The 18,393-nt window shown below is 69.4% G+C and carries 17 protein-coding genes and 1 tRNA gene; 7 read left to right on the forward strand and 11 right to left on the reverse strand.

Annotated elements, in window-relative coordinates:
* Window positions 1-136: 136 nt before the first annotated feature.
* From cyoD to KZ820_RS03010, 7 genes are all read right to left on the reverse strand, one after another.
* Entirely contained in the window at window positions 137-511 is a 375-nt protein-coding gene (cyoD, locus tag KZ820_RS02980; protein ID WP_219747192.1) for a cytochrome o ubiquinol oxidase subunit IV, read from the reverse strand.
* Window positions 508-1,155: a cytochrome o ubiquinol oxidase subunit III gene (cyoC, locus tag KZ820_RS02985; RefSeq protein WP_219747193.1), complete on the reverse strand. Its 648-nt coding sequence runs from the start codon at window positions 1,153-1,155 to the stop codon at window positions 508-510. Before cyoC ends, cyoD begins: the two co-directional genes overlap by 4 nt.
* Complete coding sequence (cyoB, locus tag KZ820_RS02990; protein WP_219747194.1) at window positions 1,152-3,107, reverse strand: cytochrome o ubiquinol oxidase subunit I; 1,956 nt, start codon at window positions 3,105-3,107, stop codon at window positions 1,152-1,154. Before cyoB ends, cyoC begins: the two co-directional genes overlap by 4 nt.
* Complete coding sequence (gene cyoA / locus KZ820_RS02995) at window positions 3,104-3,985, reverse strand: ubiquinol oxidase subunit II (RefSeq protein ID WP_219747195.1); 882 nt, start codon at window positions 3,983-3,985, stop codon at window positions 3,104-3,106. Before cyoA ends, cyoB begins: the two co-directional genes overlap by 4 nt.
* Window positions 3,982-4,197, reverse strand: coding sequence for a DUF5818 domain-containing protein (locus KZ820_RS03000; protein WP_258047712.1), 216 nt, complete (start codon window positions 4,195-4,197; stop codon window positions 3,982-3,984). The genes cyoA and KZ820_RS03000 overlap by 4 nt, the downstream gene beginning before the upstream one ends.
* Before the next feature lie 67 nt (window positions 4,198-4,264).
* Window positions 4,265-4,340 (reverse strand) — tRNA-Ile (locus tag KZ820_RS03005).
* Between the two features lie 53 nt (window positions 4,341-4,393).
* On the reverse strand, window positions 4,394-6,040 hold the full coding sequence (locus KZ820_RS03010; RefSeq protein ID WP_308462106.1) for a histidine kinase dimerization/phospho-acceptor domain-containing protein: 1,647 nt from the start codon (window positions 6,038-6,040) through the stop codon (window positions 4,394-4,396).
* Between the two features lie 210 nt (window positions 6,041-6,250).
* On the opposite strand from KZ820_RS03010, the gene KZ820_RS03015 reads away from it, so the two are divergent.
* Window positions 6,251-6,712: an Lrp/AsnC family transcriptional regulator gene (locus tag KZ820_RS03015; protein ID WP_183929650.1), complete on the forward strand. Its 462-nt coding sequence runs from the start codon at window positions 6,251-6,253 to the stop codon at window positions 6,710-6,712.
* A gap of 198 nt (window positions 6,713-6,910) precedes the next feature.
* Here KZ820_RS03015 and KZ820_RS03020 read toward each other — a convergent pair whose 3' ends face one another.
* Window positions 6,911-8,185 (reverse strand): hypothetical protein, encoded by a 1,275-nt coding sequence (locus KZ820_RS03020; RefSeq protein WP_219747197.1) that lies wholly within the window; start codon window positions 8,183-8,185, stop codon window positions 6,911-6,913.
* A gap of 175 nt (window positions 8,186-8,360) precedes the next feature.
* On the opposite strand from KZ820_RS03020, the gene yaaA reads away from it, so the two are divergent.
* The 4 genes from yaaA (at window position 8,361) to KZ820_RS03040 (ending at window position 13,139) form a co-directional block, all read left to right on the forward strand.
* Window positions 8,361-9,107 carry a peroxide stress protein YaaA gene (gene yaaA / locus KZ820_RS03025; RefSeq protein ID WP_219747198.1) on the forward strand — a complete coding sequence of 249 codons (747 nt, stop codon included), beginning with the start codon at window positions 8,361-8,363 and terminating at the stop codon, window positions 9,105-9,107.
* Complete coding sequence (locus KZ820_RS03030) at window positions 9,104-9,763, forward strand: SDR family oxidoreductase (protein ID WP_219747199.1); 660 nt, start codon at window positions 9,104-9,106, stop codon at window positions 9,761-9,763. The genes yaaA and KZ820_RS03030 overlap by 4 nt, the downstream gene beginning before the upstream one ends.
* Window positions 9,764-9,969: 206 nt before the next feature.
* Window positions 9,970-12,783 carry a DNA gyrase subunit A gene (gene gyrA / locus KZ820_RS03035; protein WP_219747200.1) on the forward strand — a complete coding sequence of 938 codons (2,814 nt, stop codon included), beginning with the start codon at window positions 9,970-9,972 and terminating at the stop codon, window positions 12,781-12,783.
* Window positions 12,783-13,139 carry a DUF952 domain-containing protein gene (locus KZ820_RS03040; RefSeq protein ID WP_219747201.1) on the forward strand — a complete coding sequence of 119 codons (357 nt, stop codon included), beginning with the start codon at window positions 12,783-12,785 and terminating at the stop codon, window positions 13,137-13,139. Before gyrA ends, KZ820_RS03040 begins: the two co-directional genes overlap by 1 nt.
* 238 nt (window positions 13,140-13,377) lie before the next feature.
* On the opposite strand, the gene KZ820_RS03045 is transcribed toward KZ820_RS03040, so the two are convergent.
* Window positions 13,378-13,809, reverse strand: a complete 432-nt coding sequence (locus KZ820_RS03045; protein WP_219747202.1) for a DUF488 domain-containing protein — start codon at window positions 13,807-13,809, stop codon at window positions 13,378-13,380.
* Between the two features lie 59 nt (window positions 13,810-13,868).
* On the opposite strand from KZ820_RS03045, the gene trmFO reads away from it, so the two are divergent.
* Window positions 13,869-15,179: a methylenetetrahydrofolate--tRNA-(uracil(54)-C(5))-methyltransferase (FADH(2)-oxidizing) TrmFO gene (gene trmFO / locus KZ820_RS03050; protein ID WP_219747203.1), complete on the forward strand. Its 1,311-nt coding sequence runs from the start codon at window positions 13,869-13,871 to the stop codon at window positions 15,177-15,179.
* A gap of 45 nt (window positions 15,180-15,224) precedes the next feature.
* Here the strand turns inward: trmFO and KZ820_RS03055 are convergent, their stop codons facing one another.
* Window positions 15,225-15,686 (reverse strand): EF-hand domain-containing protein, encoded by a 462-nt coding sequence (locus tag KZ820_RS03055; RefSeq protein ID WP_219747204.1) that lies wholly within the window; start codon window positions 15,684-15,686, stop codon window positions 15,225-15,227.
* A 67-nt stretch (window positions 15,687-15,753) separates the two neighbouring features.
* Window positions 15,754-16,434: a squalene/phytoene synthase family protein gene (locus KZ820_RS03060; protein WP_308462107.1), complete on the reverse strand. Its 681-nt coding sequence runs from the start codon at window positions 16,432-16,434 to the stop codon at window positions 15,754-15,756.
* A 52-nt stretch (window positions 16,435-16,486) separates the two neighbouring features.
* On the opposite strand from KZ820_RS03060, the gene KZ820_RS03065 reads away from it, so the two are divergent.
* Complete coding sequence (locus KZ820_RS03065) at window positions 16,487-18,385, forward strand: pilus assembly protein TadG-related protein (protein WP_219747205.1); 1,899 nt, start codon at window positions 16,487-16,489, stop codon at window positions 18,383-18,385.
* The last annotated feature ends 8 nt before the right edge of the window (window positions 18,386-18,393 follow it).

The following is an 18,393-nucleotide window of genomic DNA, read 5'->3' on the forward strand; positions in this document are numbered from 1 at the left end:
AATACCAAGGCGTGATCCTGACCTTGTTTCAGGATCCACGACCCCTCAGGTGCCTCCGGGTCTGAGTGCACGGCACGGTGTATTCTGAGACGAGCTCAGGATGACGCCGCAGAAATGGGGCGCGGAAGCGCCCATCTCATGGCGTCGCCATCGTCGCCACCGGCATCATATTATGGTCGAGGTGCGCCATGATCCACAGCGTGCCTCCCACCGTCAGCACCACGATCATCACGCCGAAGGCGAGCGCCAGCGTGTTGTTGGTGTTCTCCGGCCCGCTCGTGATGTGGAGGAAGAAGACGAGATGCACCCCCATCTGCGCCACCGCCAGCACGGCCAGCAGGATTGGGATCGCCGGTGCCCAGACCGCGCCCGACCCGACGAGCGCGAACGACGCCACCGTCAGCAGCAGCGCCAGCCCCAGCCCGGCGAGATAGGTCGAGAGCCGCGCCGCGCCCTCCTTGTGGCCGCCGGGGGCATGATCGAGCCGGCGGTCGCCCCTCTGCTCACTCATCCCATCACTCCGTACAGATAGACCACGGTGAACAGCGCGACCCAGATGATGTCGAGCGCGTGCCAGTAGAGGCCGAAGCACAGAAGCCGCCGCTCCACCGCGTCGGTGAAGCCGAGCGTCGCCACCTGCCCCATCATCACCGTCAGCCACACCAGTCCGGCGGCGACGTGCAGCCCGTGCGCGCCGACGAGCGTGAACAGCGCCGAGAGGAAGGCGCTGCGGGTCGGCGCGGCGCCCTCCAGGACCAGATGGGTCAGCTCGTACAGCTCGATCGCTAGGAAGCTGAGCCCGAGCAAGGCCGTGAGCGCGCCCCACAGGTAGGTCGCGCCGGCGCGCTGGCGCACCGCCATGATCGACATCACGCCGCAGGTGAAGCTGGAGAAGAGCAGGCACAGGGTCTCGACGAAAACCAGCCGCAGCTCGAACAGCTCGCTCCCTTGCGGGCCGCCGGCGGTGTTGGGCGCGAGCACCGCATAGGCCGCGAACAGCCCCGAGAACATGATGATGTCGCTGAGCAGGAAGACCCAGAAGCCGAACGCGACGGTGACCTGCTTGGGCGCCGGGCCGCCCTCCCCGTGGCCGGGCGGGTCGCTCCTCGCGCCTTGGTCACCCTCGTGGCGCGGGTCGGCGATCTCTCCGCTCATGCCGCCGGCTCCAGCGCGCTGAGCTCATCGACGCCGATCTCCTGCTCGCCGGGCTGGTGCCACGCGATCCACAAGGTCGTCGCGAAGCCGGCGAGCATGCCCAGCACGACCAGCCACCAGATATGCCACACCAGCGCGAAGCCGGTGAGATAGGTAAAGAAGGCGCCGACGAAGCCGTAGGCGCTGTTGCGCGGCATCTCTATCGGCTCAAGCGGCTCGGGCGTCTCATCCGCCTCGCCGCGCTTCATCAGCGCGAGCGCGTCTCGCCCTTCGACTTGGGGCAACCGCGCGAAGTTCCACGGCGGCGGCGGCGAGCGCGTCGCCCATTCCAGCGTGCGCCCGTCCCACGGATCGCCGGTCCCGTCGGCGAGTGACCGGCGCTCGCGCACGGAGACGTAAAGCTGCATCGCCAGGCTCACGATACCGCCCAGGATCAGCAGCGCGCCGAGCCAGGCGGCGACCAGCCAGGGCTGCCACGCCGGGTTGTCGTAGTGCTGGAGCCGCCGCGTCATGCCCATCAGCCCCAGCGCGTAGAGCGGCATGAAGGCGAGATAGAAGCCGCTCACCCACAGCACCACCGCGGCCTTGCCCCAGCCGTCATGCAGGCGGAAGCCGAACGCCTTGGGGAACCAATAGCTGTAGCCAGCGAAGGCGGCGAACAGCACGCCGCCGATGATCACGTTGTGGAAGTGCGCCACCAGGAAGACCGAGTTGTGGAGCACGAAATCGGCCGGCGGCACCGCCAGCAGCACACCGGTCATCCCGCCGACGACGAAGGTGGGGATGAACGCCACCGCCCACAGCATCGGCACCTCGAAGCGTAGGCGCCCGCCGTACATCGTGAACAGCCAGTTGAAGACCTTCACGCCCGTGGGCACCGCGATGATCATCGTCATCACGCCGAACACGCCGTTCACGTCCGCCCCCGCCCCCATGGTGAAAAAGTGGTGCAGCCACACCATGAAGGAGAGGACACAGATCGCCAGCGTGGCGAGCACCATCGAGCGATAGCCGAACAACGGCTTGCCGCTGAAGGTCGCGATGATCTCGCTGAAGATCCCGAAGGCGGGCAGCACCAGGATATACACCTCGGGATGCCCCCAGGCCCAGATCAGGTTGACGAACAGCATCTGGTTGCCGCCCGCCTCGTTGGTGAAGAAGTGGAAGCCTAGGTAGCGGTCCAGCGTCAGCATGATCAGCGTCGCGGTCAGGATCGGGAAGGCCGCCACGATCAGCAGGTTGCTCGCCAGCGCGGTCCAGCAGAAGATCGGCATGCGGGTGTAGCGCATGCCCGGCGCGCGCATCTTCAGGATGGTCGTGACCAGGTTGATCCCGCCGAGCAGCGTTCCCGCGCCCGAGATCTGCAGCGCCCAGAGGTAATAATCGACGCCGACCCCGGGCGAGAAGGCGCGCTCGCTGAGCGGCGGATAGACCAGCCAGCCGGTCCGCGCGAACTCGCCGACGACGAGGCTGGTGTTGATCAGCAGCACGCCGGTGGCAGTGAGCCAGAAGCTCACCGAGTTGAGCGTCGGGAAGGCGACGTCGCGCACGCCCAGCTGGAGCGGCACCGCGAAGTTCATCAGCCCGATCATGAACGGCATCGCCACGAAGAAGATCATGATCGTGCCGTGCGCGCTGAAGATCTGGTCGTAGTGATCCGGCGGCAGGAAGCCCTCGCCGGCCCCCACCGCCATCGCCTGATGCGAGCGCATCATCAGCGCGTCGGCGAAGCCGCGGATCAGCATCACGAGCGCGAGCAGGCAGTACATCACGCCAATGCGCTTGTGATCGACCGAGGTGATCCACTCGCGCCACAGATAGGGCAGCCAGCCCTTGAACAGGATCGTCGCGCCGGTGCCGAGCAGCACCACGAACAGCACGCCGGCGGTGACCATCACGATCGGTTCGTGCAGCGGGATCGAGTCCCAGCTGAGCCGTCCCAGCAGCGTCACCGGCCGGCCTCGGCGTCGGACTCGCCCTGATTGCTGGCATCACGCGGCCGCTCCGCCGCCGGCGCGCGTTGTGCCACGACCGCGTCGAACAGCCGCGACGGCGCGGTACCGAACACCATCGGCTGGGCCACGGTCCCGCGCCGCGCGAGCTGGCGGTAGCGCGCCTCGTCGAGCGGCGGCGCCGCGCGCGCCTGCGCCACCCAGGCGGTGAACTGCGCCGCGGGCAGCGCGTCGACGGTGAAGGTCATGTCGGAGAAGCCCTTGCCGCTGTAATGCGCGGCGATGCCGGGATAGCGCCCGGGCCGGTCGGCGGCGAGGCGGAGCTGCGCCTCCATCCCCGCCATCGCATAGATCTGGCTGCCGAGCTGCGGCACGAAGAAGCTGTTCATCACGGTGGCCGAGGTCAGCCGGAAATGGATCGGCGTACCGGCGGGCACGACGAGCCGGTTTACCGTGGCGACGTGCTGCGCGGGATAGAGGAACAGCCACTTCCAGTCGAGCGCGACCACCTGCACCTCGATCGGCGCGACCTTCGCCGGGATCGGCCGACGCGGATCGAGCAGATGCGCGCCGACCCAGCCGGTACCACCGAGAAACAGCACGATCATCGCCGGCACCGACCAGATCAGCAGCTCGAGCTTGCCCGAATAATCCCAGTCCGGGCGATAGCGCGCGCGGCGGTTCCCGGCGCGGAACCACCAGGCGAACGCGACCGTCGCCACCATCACCGGCACCACGATGAGCAGCATCGCCCCGAGCGAGTCGAAGAGGATCTGTTTCTCGGCGCGCGCCACGGGTCCCTGCGGGTCGAGCACGCCGGCGCTGCATCCCGCGAGCGCGAGTGGCGCCACCACGAACCAGCGCCGCGGGGCGCTCACGCCGCGGCCACCCCGTCGACGCTGACCCGCGCCGCGTCGATCAGTACGCCGCGGATGCGCACGCGCTTGGCGATATGATCGACCGGAACGCGCTGGAGCTCGAGCACGAAGGTGCCGCCGCGATCGCGCCGCAGGATGAAGGCGCCGCCCTCGCGCACCAATGTGCCGGTCTCGTCGACGGGGCTGCCCGGCATCGCCATGAACGCGCCCATGCGCGCTCGCCAAGGCCGACGCAAGCGCCTCGAGGCTGCGCCAGGTCAGCTGCTCCGACGCGAGCGGTGGTGGGCCCGGCAGGACTCGAACCCGCAACCTAGCCGTTATGAGCGGCCAGCTCTAACCGTTGAGCTACAGGCCCGCCCGCGTCGGTGGCGCCACGTAGCGGCACGCCGGGGCGGCTGGCAAGCCGGCTCAGGTCCCGCCCCGAGCATGGTCGCGCGGCGCGTCGCCGTCGTCGTCACCCGGCGCGGCCGTCGGCGCCGCGCTCGGTAGCGCCAGCCGCAGTCGCTCGGGCAGAAAGTCGAGCCGCCCGCCCAACTCGACAGCGAGATTGCGCGCCAGCCGCAGCGCGAAGCCGGTGCCGAGCAGCGGCGCGCCGTCGTCATCGCTCACCGCCTCATCGTCGAGCGCGAGCAGCGCTGCCTCGTCGCGCCCAGCCAGCGCCGCAGGTAGCGCGATCGCCAGCGTCACCGACTCGCCGACACTCTCGACCGCGACACCGAGCAGCTCACCGCGGGTCGCAGCGGCCAGCAGCGTCGCGAGCAGCCGCTGCACCAGTCGCTCGGCGGCGTGTGCGTCGGCGGCCCAGCTCGCCGCGCCGGGTTCGGGCAGCGCCAGCGCACCGCCACGCAACGCGGCGAGCGGCGCCAGATCCTGCGCGACTCGTGCCAGCAGCGGCGCGACCGCGACCACGTCGTCGCGCAGGTCGAGTGCGTTGCCCTCGAGCCGCGCGGCGAGGTCGAGGTCGTCGATCGCACCGATCAGGCCGGCGACATGGCGTCGGATCGTCGCCGCGCGGTCGCGGTAGCGCGGTGGCACCGGACCGAGCAGTTCCTGCTCGATCAGCTCGGAGAAGCCCGCGATCGCGTTGGTCGGCGTCCGCAGCTCATGCACCAGCCGGCGCAACCCCTCGGCGCCGACGCCTCCGGCGACCGACCGGGCCGCGGCGGCGCTCTCCTCGGCACGCGGCCGGCGCGCGCGGCCGCGGAAGCCGACGAAGCTGCCGCTGGCGAGATCGAACATCGGCGCGCCGGAGATGCGCCAGTCGCCGCCCACCGAAGACTCGCCGGGCACGCGTAGCCGCGCGTCGGCGAAGGTGGCACGCTTGCGGAACGCTCCAGCGGCGACACCGTCGACACTATGGTGCGACGGCGACAGCGTGGCGTCGTGGCTGAGCGAGAGGCCGATCAACGCGCCGCGCGGCCCGGTGTCGACCCAGCGGATGATCCCGGCGGCGTCGGTCTCGAAGCGGAAGGCGCGGACCGGCGCGGGCGGCACGTCGCCTAGGCCGAGCGCGGCGCCGCGCTGGCGCTGGTACGCCTCGATGCGATGGACGAGGTCGGCCACCTCGAAACGCTCCCCCGCACTGCCCGCCGCCGGCGCAGGCGCTTCGACCGCCGGCGCCACCCCGGGCTCGGGCAGCGCATAGTCGGCCGACCCGAACGCCTCGAGCGCGCGGCCCACCGAAGGCGCGAGATCGCTGCGCCGGCGCAGCACGCTGCGGCCGTGCGGGCCGAGCTGCGGCAGCAGCAGGTCCCATTCCTCGGGCGCGAGCCGGGCGACGCGGAGCATGGTCGCGGCGATCTCGGGCGTGTCCTCGGCGAAGAAGGCGACCAGGGCGGCGGGCGGATCGGCCAACGCCAGCCCGCGCGCGGCGGCGGCGCGCGCCTCGGTCGGAACGGTCGCGCGCAGGTCGCGCAATTTGGCCACCAGTGCGGGCTCGGCAGCGGCGCGACCGCGCCCGATGAGGTCGACCAGCTGGCGGAAAGCCGCGCGCGCGCCGAACGCCGTCGAGACGTCGGCGGCGAGAACGGTCTTCAGACTGTCGTCGAACCGCACCGGTGGGAAGCCCTCTGCTGCTGATGATCGGCGCGCCATCGGCTCGCCTGCTCCGTACATAGGGCGCGCCCGAAACGGCCGCTAATGCTCATTGCGGCGCAAAAAGCCGCCATGTCGCAGCTTGGCACAATTGCGCTGGCACGCAATTTTATTGTAGCGGGGCGTTCCGAAGCTATCGCGAAACTGCGCGATCAGCAGCTAAGAGGCGTCATGACCCTGGACCGTATCGACCGGCAAATCCTCGCACTGCTGCAGGAGGACGGGCGCATGACCAACGTCGATCTCGCCGAGCGCGTCGGGCTCACCGCACCGCCGTGTCTCCGGCGCGTTCGCGCGCTGGAGCAGGCCGGCGTGATCCGCGGCTATCACGCGGAGTGCGACCCGTCGCAGCTCGGCTTCCCCATCACCGTCTTCGCCATGGTGAGCCTGCGCAGCCAGGCCGAGCAGGATCTCGCCGCCTTTGAGAACCATGTCGCGGCGATCCCGGAGGTGCGGGAGTGCCACATGCTCAACGGCGAGATCGACTTCATCCTTAAGATCGTCGCCGCCGATCTGGAGAGCTTCCAGCGCATACTGACGACCAAGCTCACGTCGGCGCCCAACGTGGCGAGCGTGAAGTCGTCGCTGACGATCCGCAGCTCCAAGTCGCAGGTCGGCGTGCCGATCGCCTAGATCCTCCCCGAAACGGGGAGGTGGCAGCGCGAAGCGCGACCGGAGTAGCTCTCCGTGGGCGCCACGCTGCGTGGCGTCCTCATCAAGCGCGTTGCGCGCGCGGAAAGTCCCGTCCGTCACCGGCCTGCGGCCGGCGGTTTCCTTCCCCGTCCAGCGGCGAGGATCGGCCGCGCCCCGACCGGAGACGCGGCCGTCACATCACGCCTGCGGCGGGTGGTCGAGGAACTCGATCCACCAGGCGGCGATGTCGGCGCGCGGGCTGCCCTGCACCGCCTGGAAGGCGGTCTTGGCGCCCGCGGCGTCACCCGAGTTGGCGAGCGCGATGCCGAGGCGCGTGTTGACCGTGTTGGCGTCCACCCCGCCCTTCTGCAGCGCGGTGCGGTACAGCGCGACCGACTTGGCCCACTCGCCCGTGCCCAGATAAGCGTCGGCGGTGCTGGCGGCGAGCTTGCCGTCGGCCGCCTTCTGCGCGCGCGCCTCGACCGCGGCCATCGAGCCCTCGTTCGAGATCGACTTGTTCGACGCCGCGAGCAGGCTGTTGGCGTTGGCGCTGTCGGCCGGGATCTTGCCCGCCGCCTTGCCCTCGGTCAGCACCGCTTTCGACTCCCACGGCAGGCCCTGGTCGAAGGTCCACTGCGCGTAGATCTCGTAGTCATACTGGTCGGCCAGCGCCTTGCCGGTGCGCAGCAGGCGGAACAGGTCGACCTTCTGGTTCTTGTCGAGCGTCGCCACCGCCTGGGTCTGGATGCCCCAGAAGGTCAGCATGTCGCGCCAGTTCTTCTTGGTCGGGTAGGCCGCCAGGTAGCGGCGCATCCACGCCACCGTCTCGGCGTTGTTCTTCGCCTGGTTGTTCTTGGCGATCGCGTATTTGTAGATGTCCTCGCTTGGCTTGGTGCCGGCGGCGACCTGCTGGTCGACCATCTTGGCCAGCGCGGCCGAGCCGCCCGCGACGTCGCCCGAATCCATCTTCAGCTTGACGAGCTGGAGCGGCAGGTTGGGGTCGTTGTAGCCGAGCTGCTGCGCCTGCTCGAAGAAGCGCGACGCACCCGCCGGATCCTTGGCGTTGGCCGCGATCACGCCGCGCTGATAGGCGTAGCGCGCCTTGTCGGCCTGCGGGGTGCGCGGGCTGGCGATCAGCGCGTCAAGCGGCGCGGTCAGGCCGGCCGAGCCGCCGCCGCTGTCCATCTTGATCGCCTCGAGGTTCAGCCGCAGCGCCGCCGCGATATACTTCTCGTCGTCGGTCTTGGCCGCGGCCTCGACCTGCGCCACCAGCGGGGTGGCGGTGTTGACGTCCTTCGCGGCGAGCGCGGTCTGCGCCTGCGCCGCCGGGCCGCGGACCTCGTTGCTCAGCTTCAGCTGCGCGCCCTGGTCCTTCTTCTCATCTTTCTTCTGCGCGAGCGCGGGCTGCGCGAGCGCGACGGTGGCGCCCCCGGCGAGCAGCGCGGCCATGACGGCGTTCGAAAGCATCTTCATCGACAGGTCTCTCCGAAAAAATCGCGCCAGAACGCGCGCCGAAAAAATCTCAGGCCAAACGCTCGGGTGCCGCTCTAGTGCCGGTCACGCGGCGGTTCAAGGAAGCGTCGGTGACATTGCGTGTCGCCGCTGAACCGCGATTGAACGCACCTCGGGCGCGGCGTAGGGCGGCGCGATGATCGCCGTGCTGTCGCCAGCCAAGACGCTGGACCTCGAGACCCCGCCGCCCTTCCCCGCCACCGCCGCGCGCTTCGCCGCCGAGGCCGCAACGCTGGCCCACGCCGCGTCGCATCTGACGCAGAAGAAGCTGGCCGAGCTGATGAAGATCTCGCCCGCTCTGGCCAAGCTCAACGCCGACCGCTTCCGCGACTTCGACGACGCCGAGGAACGCCCCGCGCTCTACACCTTCGCGGGCGACGTTTATGCCGGGTTCGAGGCGAAGACGCTCGACGAGGCGGCGGTGCGGTTCGCGCAGGACCATGTCCGCCTGCTGTCGGGGCTGTACGGCATCCTGCGCCCGCTCGACGGCATCCGCCCCTATCGGCTCGAGATGGGCACGCGCTGGGCGCCGAGGAAGAAGAAGCTGACCGACTGGTGGGACGATCGAGTCTCGACGGCCCTCGCCGAGGATCTCGCGGCGGAGGGCTCGGGCGTCGTGCTCAACCTCGCCAGCCAGGAATATTGGGAAGTGGTCGCCGACCGGCTGCCCGCCGACGTGCGCGTGATCGCGGTCGACTTTCGCGAGTCGGACGGGCGCTTCGTCAGCTTCCACGCCAAGAAGGCACGCGGGATGATGGCGCGCTATCTGGTCGAGCATCACGTCACCGAGGTCGAGGGCATGAAGGCGTTCGACACCGCCGGCTACCGCTTCGCGCCCGATCGGAGCGACGACGCGCGCTGGACCTTCGAGCGCGCGGCATGACCGGCGCGGTGGTGATCGGCGCGGGCGGCGGCATCGGCGCCGCGCTCGCCGAGGCGCTAGAGGAAGAGGGGCAGGCGGTGCTGAGGCTCGCGCGTGGCGACCTGGACGTCACCGATGAGACGTCGATCGCGGCCGCGGCGGCGCGCGCGGGCACGCCCGAGCTGGTGGTCGTCGCCACCGGGCTGCTCCACGACGCCGAGCACGGCCCGGAGAAGGCGCTGCGCGACCTCGACCCGGTCTGGCTGGCGCGGCAATATGCGGTCAACGCGATCGGCCCCGCGCTGGTGGCCAAGCACTTCCTGCCGATCATGCCGCGCACCGGCCGGTCGGTGTTCGCGGCGCTGTCGGCGCGCGTCGGCAGCATCTCCGACAACCGGCTCGGCGGCTGGTACGGCTATCGCGCCAGCAAGGCGGCGCTCAACCAGCTGATCCGCACGCTCGCGATCGAGGACAAGCGCCGCAACGACCGCGGGCTTGTGGTGGCGCTGCACCCGGGCACGGTCGACACGCGGCTGTCCCAGCCATTCCAGCAGCGCGGGCGCGACCTGTTCCAGCCCGGCCGCGCCGCGGTGCAGCTGCTCGACGTGCTCGACGGGCTGCGCCCGTCCGACAGCGGCAAGATCTTCGCCTGGGATGGGGTGGAGATCGCGCCTTGAGATGCGTGCCCCGGCGAAGGCCGGGGCCCAGTTGGGCGACGATGGTGAGTCCCGCGAACGTCATCCCACCTGGGCCCCGGCCTTCGCCGGGGCACGGGCCCCGCATCGGGTAACGCCCCTCACGCGCACGCGCGCGTACGCGTGACTTTGTGGCCGCGCCGTCCTACACCCCGCCCAGCAACGATTCCGCAAAAGAAAGAAGCATCTTGGCCGACGACACCGTCCTCGCCGATCCGTCTGACATCGCCCCCATCTCCATCGTCGAGGAGATGAAGACCAGCTACCTGGATTACGCCATGAGCGTGATCGTCGCGCGCGCGCTGCCCGACGTGCGCGACGGCCTGAAGCCGGTCCACCGCCGCATCCTCTTCTCCGCGAGCGAGAGCGGGTTCCTCTACAACCGGCCGTACCGCAAGTCCGCGCGCATCGTCGGTGACGTGATCGGTAAATATCACCCGCACGGCGACACCGCGATCTACGACGCCTTGGCGCGCATGACGCAGGATTGGTCGATGCGGCTGCCGCTGATCGACGGCCAGGGAAACTTCGGCTCGATGGATCCCGATCCGCCCGCGGCGATGCGCTACACCGAGGCGCGGCTCGCCAAGGCGGCCAACTACCTGCTCGACGACCTCGACAAGGACACGGTCGACTTCCAGCCCAATTACGACGCGAGCGAGCGCGAGCCGCAGGTTCTGCCCGCGCGCTTCCCCAACCTGCTCGTCAACGGCGCCGGCGGCATCGCGGTCGGCATGGCCACCAACATCCCGCCGCACAATCTCGGCGAGGTGGTCGACGCCTGTCTCGCCTACCTCGACAACGGGGCGATCACGACCGAGGAGCTGATGGAGATCGTTCCCGGTCCGGACTTCCCGACCGGCGCGATCATCCTCGGCCGCGCCGGCGCGCGCTCCGCCTATGAGACCGGGCGCGGCTCCATCATCGTGCGCTCGCGCTACACGATCGAGACCGGGCGCGGCGATCGCACCTCGATCGTGCTGACCGAGATCCCGTTCCAGCAGGGCAAGAACGCGCTGGTCGAGAAGATCGCCGATGCCGCCAAGGAGAAGCGCGTCGAGGGCGTCAGCGACATCCGCGACGAATCGAACCGCGAGGGCGTGCGGATCGTCATCGATCTCAAGCGCGACGCCACGCCCGAGGTGGTGCTCAACCAGCTGTGGCGCCACACCCCGGCGCAGGGCTCCTTCCCGGCGAATATGCTCGCGATCCGCGGCGGCAGGCCCGAGCTGCTCAACCTGCGCGACATCATCGCCGCCTTCGTCAGCTTCCGCGAGCAGGTGATCACGCGGCGCGCCAAGTTCGAGCTCAACAAGGCACGCGAGCGCGCGCACATCTTGCTCGGCCTCGTCATCGCGGTGACCAACCTCGACGAGGTGGTGCGGATCATCCGCGGCTCGTCGAGCCCGGCCGAGGCGCGCGCCGCTCTGCTCGCGCGTGACTGGCCGATCGCGGAGATCGCGCCGTATCTTCGGTTGGTCGAGGCGCTCGAGAGCGACGTCGCCGGCGATACCTACCGGCTGAGCGAGGTGCAGGTCCGCGCCATCCTCGACCTGCGGCTCCACCGCCTCACCGCGCTGGGCCGCGATGAGATCGGCGACGAGCTCAAGACGCTGGCCGACTCCATCACGGAGCTGCTCGCGATCCTGTCCGATCGCGTGAAGCTCTATGCGGTGATGCGCGAGGAATTCCGCGACGTGCGCGAGCAGTTCGCGACGCCGCGGCGCACCGAGATCGCCGCCGCGGCGGACGGGATCGACGACGAGGACCTGATCGAGCGCGAGGAGATGGTCGTCACCGTCACCATGGCGGGCTATATCAAGCGCACCCCGCTCGACGCCTTCCGCGCCCAGGCGCGCGGCGGCAAGGGCCGCAGCGCCATGGCGACCAAGGACGAGGACGTCGTCACGAAGCTGTTCGTCACCTCGACGCACACGCCGGTGCTGTTCTTCTCCACGCTCGGCCGCGTCTATCGCATGAAGGTGTGGAAGTTGCCGGAGGGTGGCCCCGCCACGCGCGGCCGGCCGATGATCAACCTGCTCCCGCTCGAGCAGGGCGAGACGATCTCCACCGTGCTGCCGCTGCCCGAGGACGAGGCGGAATGGGGCAAGCTCCATGTCATGTTCGCCACCGCCAAGGGATCGGTGCGGCGCAACAGCATGGACGCCTTCACCAACGTGCCCTCGAACGGCAAGATCGCGATGAAGTTCGAGGGCGAGGATGCCGACGATCGCCTCATCGGCGTGGCGCTGCTCGACGAGGGCGACGACGTGCTGCTCGCGACCAAGTGCGGCAAGGCGATCCGCTTCGCCGCCGACGAGGTGCGCGAGTTCCAGAGCCGCAACTCGACCGGCGTGCGCGGCATCGCGCTCAAGGGCGACGATCAGGTGATCTCGCTCTCCGTGCTGCACCGCGCCGGCATCCGCGATCAGGAGGAGCGCGACGATTATCTCCGTCACGCGCCGTGGAAGCCCGAGGATGCCGAGCGCGCGCCGCGCGTGATGGACCAGATCCGCTTCGAGGAGCTGCGCGCCAAGGAGCAGTTCGTGCTGACGGTCTGCGCCAACGGTTACGGCAAGCTGAGCTCGGCCTACGAATATCGCCGCACCGGGCGCGGCGGCCAGGGCATCACCAACATCGACAACATCGCGCGCAACGGCGCGGTCGTGGCGAGCTTCGCGGCGAGCAAGGCCGAGCAGCTGATGCTGGTGACCGACCAGGCCAAGATGATCCGCATGCCACTCGCCTCCCTGCGCGTGATCGGGCGCGGCTCGGCGGGCGTGCGGCTGTTCAACGTCGCGGCGGACGAGCATGTCGTCTCCGCGGCGCGGATCGACGAGGAGCCCGAACCCGAGGACGCCGCCGAGGCCGCGGTCGCCGCCGAGCTCGACGAGGCGGCACCCGTCGCCGCGAGCGATCAGCTGACGCTCGACGACGGCACCGGCCCGGACACGCTGGGCGAGCAGGTCGACGAGAGCGACGACGACGGGGAGCAGGCGTGATGGCGGACGAGCGGCCGATGCTGGCCTATAAGGTGCTGACGGGCGAGCAGCTCGCCGCGCTGGAGCGCGACGGGCGGTTCGACGGCGCGCCCGTCGATCTGGCCGACGGCTTCGTCCACCTCTCGACCGCGGCGCAGCTCACCGCGACGGTGGACAAGCATTTCGCCGGGCAGGACGATCTCCACGTCGCCGCGGTCGATCTCGAGGCCTATGCCGATCGCGTGCGCTGGGAGGCGGCGCGCGAGGGCCAGCTCTTCCCGCACCTCTACGAGCCGCTGCTGCTCGAGACCGTGGTCGCCTATGGACCGCTGGAACGGCTCGAGGATGGCACGGTGAAGCTGCCGATCGCGGGGTAAGCGGGGCCGAGGATGGCAGACCGTCCTTCCCGTCCTGTCGGACTTGACCCGGCGTCCATGCCGGCACCGCCGAAAAGATGCGACCTGGTCGACTGTCTCGCCACTCGCGCCGCGGTCAACCGGGTCGTGTTCCGGGGCCTGTCACTCGGCGTACTCGCCGGCCGCTGGCGCCCGGAGGCATCGACGTCGCGGACCGTGACGCCGGACTCCCGCCCGTGGGCGCACGCACCATGGTTCCTCACGCGTACAGGTCGACGACCTCCCGCCCCTCACCCACCGCATCGAGGAGCAACGTACGGTGGCAGTGGCAGGGGTCGCGCTCGAAACACAGCAAAGCGCTCGGCCGCTCGTCCGCCAGCTCGAGCATCCGAGCCGCCGCCAGCTGCGCCCCCGGTAGCGCGAGCTGCGCCTCGTACACCGCGGTGAGCGTGGCCACGTCGCCCTTCTTAGCGGCGTCGCGCCCGGGCTTGGGGGTGCCGAGCGGCTTCAAGTGGACATAGTCGATCCCGACCTCGCTCAGCGCCGCGGCGAGCGACGATTTGGAGAAGCCCGGCCGACGCGACAGCGGCAGCGCGCGCACGTCGATCACGCGCCGCACCCCCGCCGCGGTCAGCGCGGCGAGGAAGGCGTCGACCGTCGCTCCCTCATAGCCGATGGTGTAGATCGTCATCGCGCCACGCTGGGCGCGCGCACCTGACAAGGCAAGCGCGAGCCGCTATCGCGCACCCCATGGAACATGACATTCACGTGATCGGCGGGGGACTTGCCGGGTCAGAGGCGGCGTGGCAGCTGGCCGAGGCGGGGTGGCGCGTCCGCCTCTCCGAGATGCGAGGCGGCGGCGACACCACGCCGGCGCACCACGGCGTTTCGCTGGCCGAACTGGTCTGCTCGAACAGCTTCCGCTCCGACGATGCCGAGAGCAATGCGGTCGGCCTGCTCCACCAGGAAATGCGCGCACTCGGCTCGCTGATCCTGCGCGAGGGTGACTCCCACCGCGTCCCCGCCGGCTCGGCGCTGGCGATGGACCGCGACGGCTTCTCCGCCGGTGTCACCGCCGCGCTGGAAGCACATCCGAACGTGACGATCGTGCGCGAGCGCGTCGACACCTTGCCCGACACGCCTGCGATCATCGCCACCGGCCCGCTCACCGCGCCCGGGCTGTCGGAGCGGATCGCGGGCGAGACCGGCCGCGACGCGCTCGCCTTCTTCGACGCGATCGCGCCCATCGTCCACCGCGACTCGATCGATCTCGACACTGCCTGGTTCCAGAGCCGCTGGAACAAGGGCGATGGCACCGATTATATCAACTGCCCGCTCGACAAGGACCAGTATCACGCCTTCGTCGACGGCCTGCTCGCCGGCGAGAAAACCGAGTATCGCGAGTGGGAGAACGTGCCCTATTTCGAGGGCTGCATGCCGATCGAGGTAATGGCCGAGCGCGGGCGCGAGACGTTGCGCTTCGGGCCGATGAAGGGCGTCGGGCTCGACGATCCGCGCACCGGGCGCTGGCCCTACGCGGCGGTGCAGCTGCGTCAGGACAACGCCCACGGCACCTTGTGGAACATCGTCGGGTTCCAGACCAAGCTCAAGCATGCCGAGCAGGTACGGCTGTTCCGCACCATCCCCGGGCTGGAGAAGGCCGAGTTCGCGCGACTGGGCGGGCTGCACCGCAACACCTTCATCCGTTCGCCCGAGCTGCTCGACCCGCAGCTGCGGCTGCGCTCGCGCCCGAACCTGCGCTTCGCCGGGCAGATCACGGGGTGCGAAGGCTATGTCGAGAGCGCCGCGATCGGGTTGCTGGCCGGTCGCTTCGCCGCCGCCGAGCTGCGCGGCGCCGCGATGGCGGCCCCGCCAGTGGAGACTGCGCTCGGCGCGCTGCTCGGCCATATCACCGGCGGCGCCGAGGCGGAGAGCTACCAGCCGATGAACGTCAACTTCGGCCTGTTCCCGCCCATTCCCGGACGCACCAAGAAGGCGGATCGCAAGAAGCTGTACACCGACCGCGCGCGTGCCGCGCTCGCGGCGTGGATGGCGGCCTGAGCCGCGGCGGCGCGACGCAGGTCGATCGCGGGCGAGACCGCGCGCTCAATCGTCGGCATGCGCCGACTCGGGGCAGGGGCTCGCGCGCCGCTGCTTGCGCTTCGGCGCGGTCGCCGCGAACTCCTTCTCGTCGAGCGTGCCCGATCGGTCGCGATCGGCCGCGGCGAAACGGTCGGCGGTACGGGCGGCCCATTCGTCGAAGCTGAGCCGACCATCGCCGTCGCGGTCCAGTTTGGCGAAGGCCTTGCGGCGCGGTTCGAGATATTCGGCACGGGTGACCTTGCCGTCGCGGTCGCGATCGAACCGCTCGAAGCGCCGATGCGCGCGCGTGGCGTCGCTCGCCTCGGGCAGATCGGGTGCCGGTGCGGACGACACAGATATGTCGCTCGGGCGCGCGGCCGGGGGAGCGCTGGTCGGCGCGCCCGAATGCGCCTGACCGCCGACGATCAGCCAGCCACCCGCCACCAGCAGCAGGGCGGCCACGCCGCCCGCCAGATACCGCCACATGCGTCATCTCCCCACCACGTGCGGCGGAGGCTATCGGGCGCCGCCGACGGCGTGCAAGCGTGCGCCGCTATCGCCCGGAAAGGCGGTGCCAAAGCAGCCGCGCCGCGCGGGTCGGATGACCCGCTGGCCGAGTCGGGTGCGTGAGGTCGAGTCGCGCCAGCCAGGCGAGCGCCCCCAGCGAACGCACGCGCGCCGGCCAGCGTTGGTGGAGCGCGCCCGACAGCCGCTCGAGCGCGGCAACGTGTGCGGCGGTCGCCAGCGCGGGATCACTCAGGTGTCGCGCCAGATCGGCGAGCACCCAGCCCTCCCCGGCCCGGACCATCATATCGTTGGCCGGCGTCGCTAGCAGCGTCGCGGCCGCGCCGAAGAGGCCGCCGCCGCGCGCCCTCGCATGCGCCTCCAGCGCGCCGATCGTCAGCGGCGTATCGAGCAGCGCCTCCCAGCCCTCGATCTGCCGCGCCAGAATCGCCCCCGACACGCGCGCGACCGCTGTCTGGCTCAAGGCGGCCAGCACCGGCTCGGCGGGTGCGGGCGCATGGTCCAGTGCCTCCAGCGCCTCATACCACCAGGTCAGCCGCATCTGCCCCACCAGCGGCTCGCGCGTGGTGCGCAGGATCGCGCCGAGCCGCTCGTCGAGCGCGAGCAACGCGGCGAGGCTGTCGCGCGCGTCCGCCGGCGCATAGCCGAGCACGAGCGCGCGCTCGGTCGCCGCACCGGATAGCGTTGGCGATTTATCAACCTTGATCACGCTAACGGTCGCTCCACCACGTTCGCGCCGCCCGCGCACCGGAAGGTATCAGATGCGCAGCCGATCCCGCTTGTTCCCGTCGATCCGCTACCGACTGACGCCACTCCTGCGCGATCGGCGCGGCTCGACGATCGGGATCATGGCGGCGGGACTGGTCGTCGGCATCGGCTCGCTCGGCAGCGCGATCGACGTCGGCCGCATGTATATCGTCAAGTCGCAGCTGCAAGCCGGGGTAGACGCCGCCGCGCTGGCGGGCGCGCGCGCCTTCGGCGTCACCGACAACAGCCCGAACAGCCGCAGCAAGCAGGTCGAATCCTACTTCGACGGCAATTTCTCGCGCTCCCCCGCCTACATGGGCACCACCAACGTGATCGTCACGCCGACCTTCGCGGTCGTCAACGGCGTCAACGTCACCACCGTCAACGCCGCGGCGACGCTGGACATGTCGTTCATGCGGCTGTTCGGCTTCCGCGACGTGACGATGCGCGCCGTGGCCAAGGCCGAACTCCAGCCGCGCACGCTCGAAGTGATGGTGGTGCTCGATAATACCGGGTCGATGAAGGACAATCTGTCGAACGGTAAGACCAGGATCACCGCGCTGAAGGAGGCTGCCAACAGCTTCGTCGATATCCTTTTCCAGGGCGGCACACAGCGCAAGGATCTCGCCCTCGGCTTCATCCCCTATGACATCACGGTCAACGTCGGCAATCTTCTGATCGCGCGTCGACCGGGCGCGGTGGTCGCGGTGCCCGGCTTCAACACCACGACCGAGTCGAGCAACTATGGCACCTGGCCGGCGAACCCCTATTACTGGAAGGGGTGCGTCATGAACGACGCGACGATCCCCGATCTCAGCGCCGATCGCACCGTGTCGGAACCCAACGCCTGGGATGTGACTCGAACGCTGCCCGGCGAGGGCATGAACCCCAAGGTCATGCCCTATTTTATCCCGCCGATGTACGTGCCAAGTCTCGCTGCGAGCAACGTCACTACCGCAGACAAGACGTCGGAGACGAGCGCCTATTACAAGGTCTACACGAGTGAGCCGAGTGATAATCTGTATCGCCTCGACACGACCAGCTTCGGGGCTGCGGGTGCGGACTATTTGGCGAACAGCACGGCCTATCGCTCCTGGTTCTACGACTATTACATCGGACTGAACGACGGTAGCGCCAGCAATAGCAACGACGTCATCCGGGCGACCAGCCCCAAGGGCGGGTACTACGACCCGGCAACGGGCAACCGCCTTTCGACCAACTGGTATGTCGACTGGAAGCAGATCCCCAACTATTACACGCGTTGGGCGAACACCCCCGGGAGCGCGCGCGTCAATCCTAACGGCGGCGTCACGGCCAACGGCTCGCAGAATCAGACACCGAACAAGAGTCCCAATTGGCAGTGCCCTGAAGAGGCCATGCTGCCCCTCTACAACCGGCCGAAGAGCGACTACACCACTTATATTCGTGACTCCAACGCGGCGATCTATCCAGCCAACGGCACGATCCACCACGCCGGTCTGCTGTGGGCCTACCGCCTGCTGGTGCGCGACGACGTCTTCCCACGCCCGCGTCCCTCCGGTCTGACGGCGGAGAAGCCGCGGCGCGCGATCGTGTTCATGACCGACGGTATCAACGAGATCGGCCAAGACCAGAACGGATACATCGATCGCACCTTTACCTGGTACGGCCGTTGGTCAGATAAAACGATCTCGACGTCGGACAATCCTAACGATGTGAAGACGCAAATGGTGCGACGATTTTCGAAGACGTGCGCCAACATTCAACGCGAGGACAATGCCCCGCAGGTCTATATCATCGCGCTGGTGTCCAATAGCTCCGCGTTCGATGCCTGTGCCCCCGGCCGCGTCTACCGCACCAACGATGCCACCCAGCTCAACGCCGCGTTCCAGAATGTCGCGGCCGAACTCGTCGACCTGCACCTGACGCAATGACGCGCGCG

Source organism: Sphingomonas citri (assembly GCF_019429485.1).
Lineage (GTDB): Bacteria > Pseudomonadota > Alphaproteobacteria > Sphingomonadales > Sphingomonadaceae > Sphingomonas > Sphingomonas citri.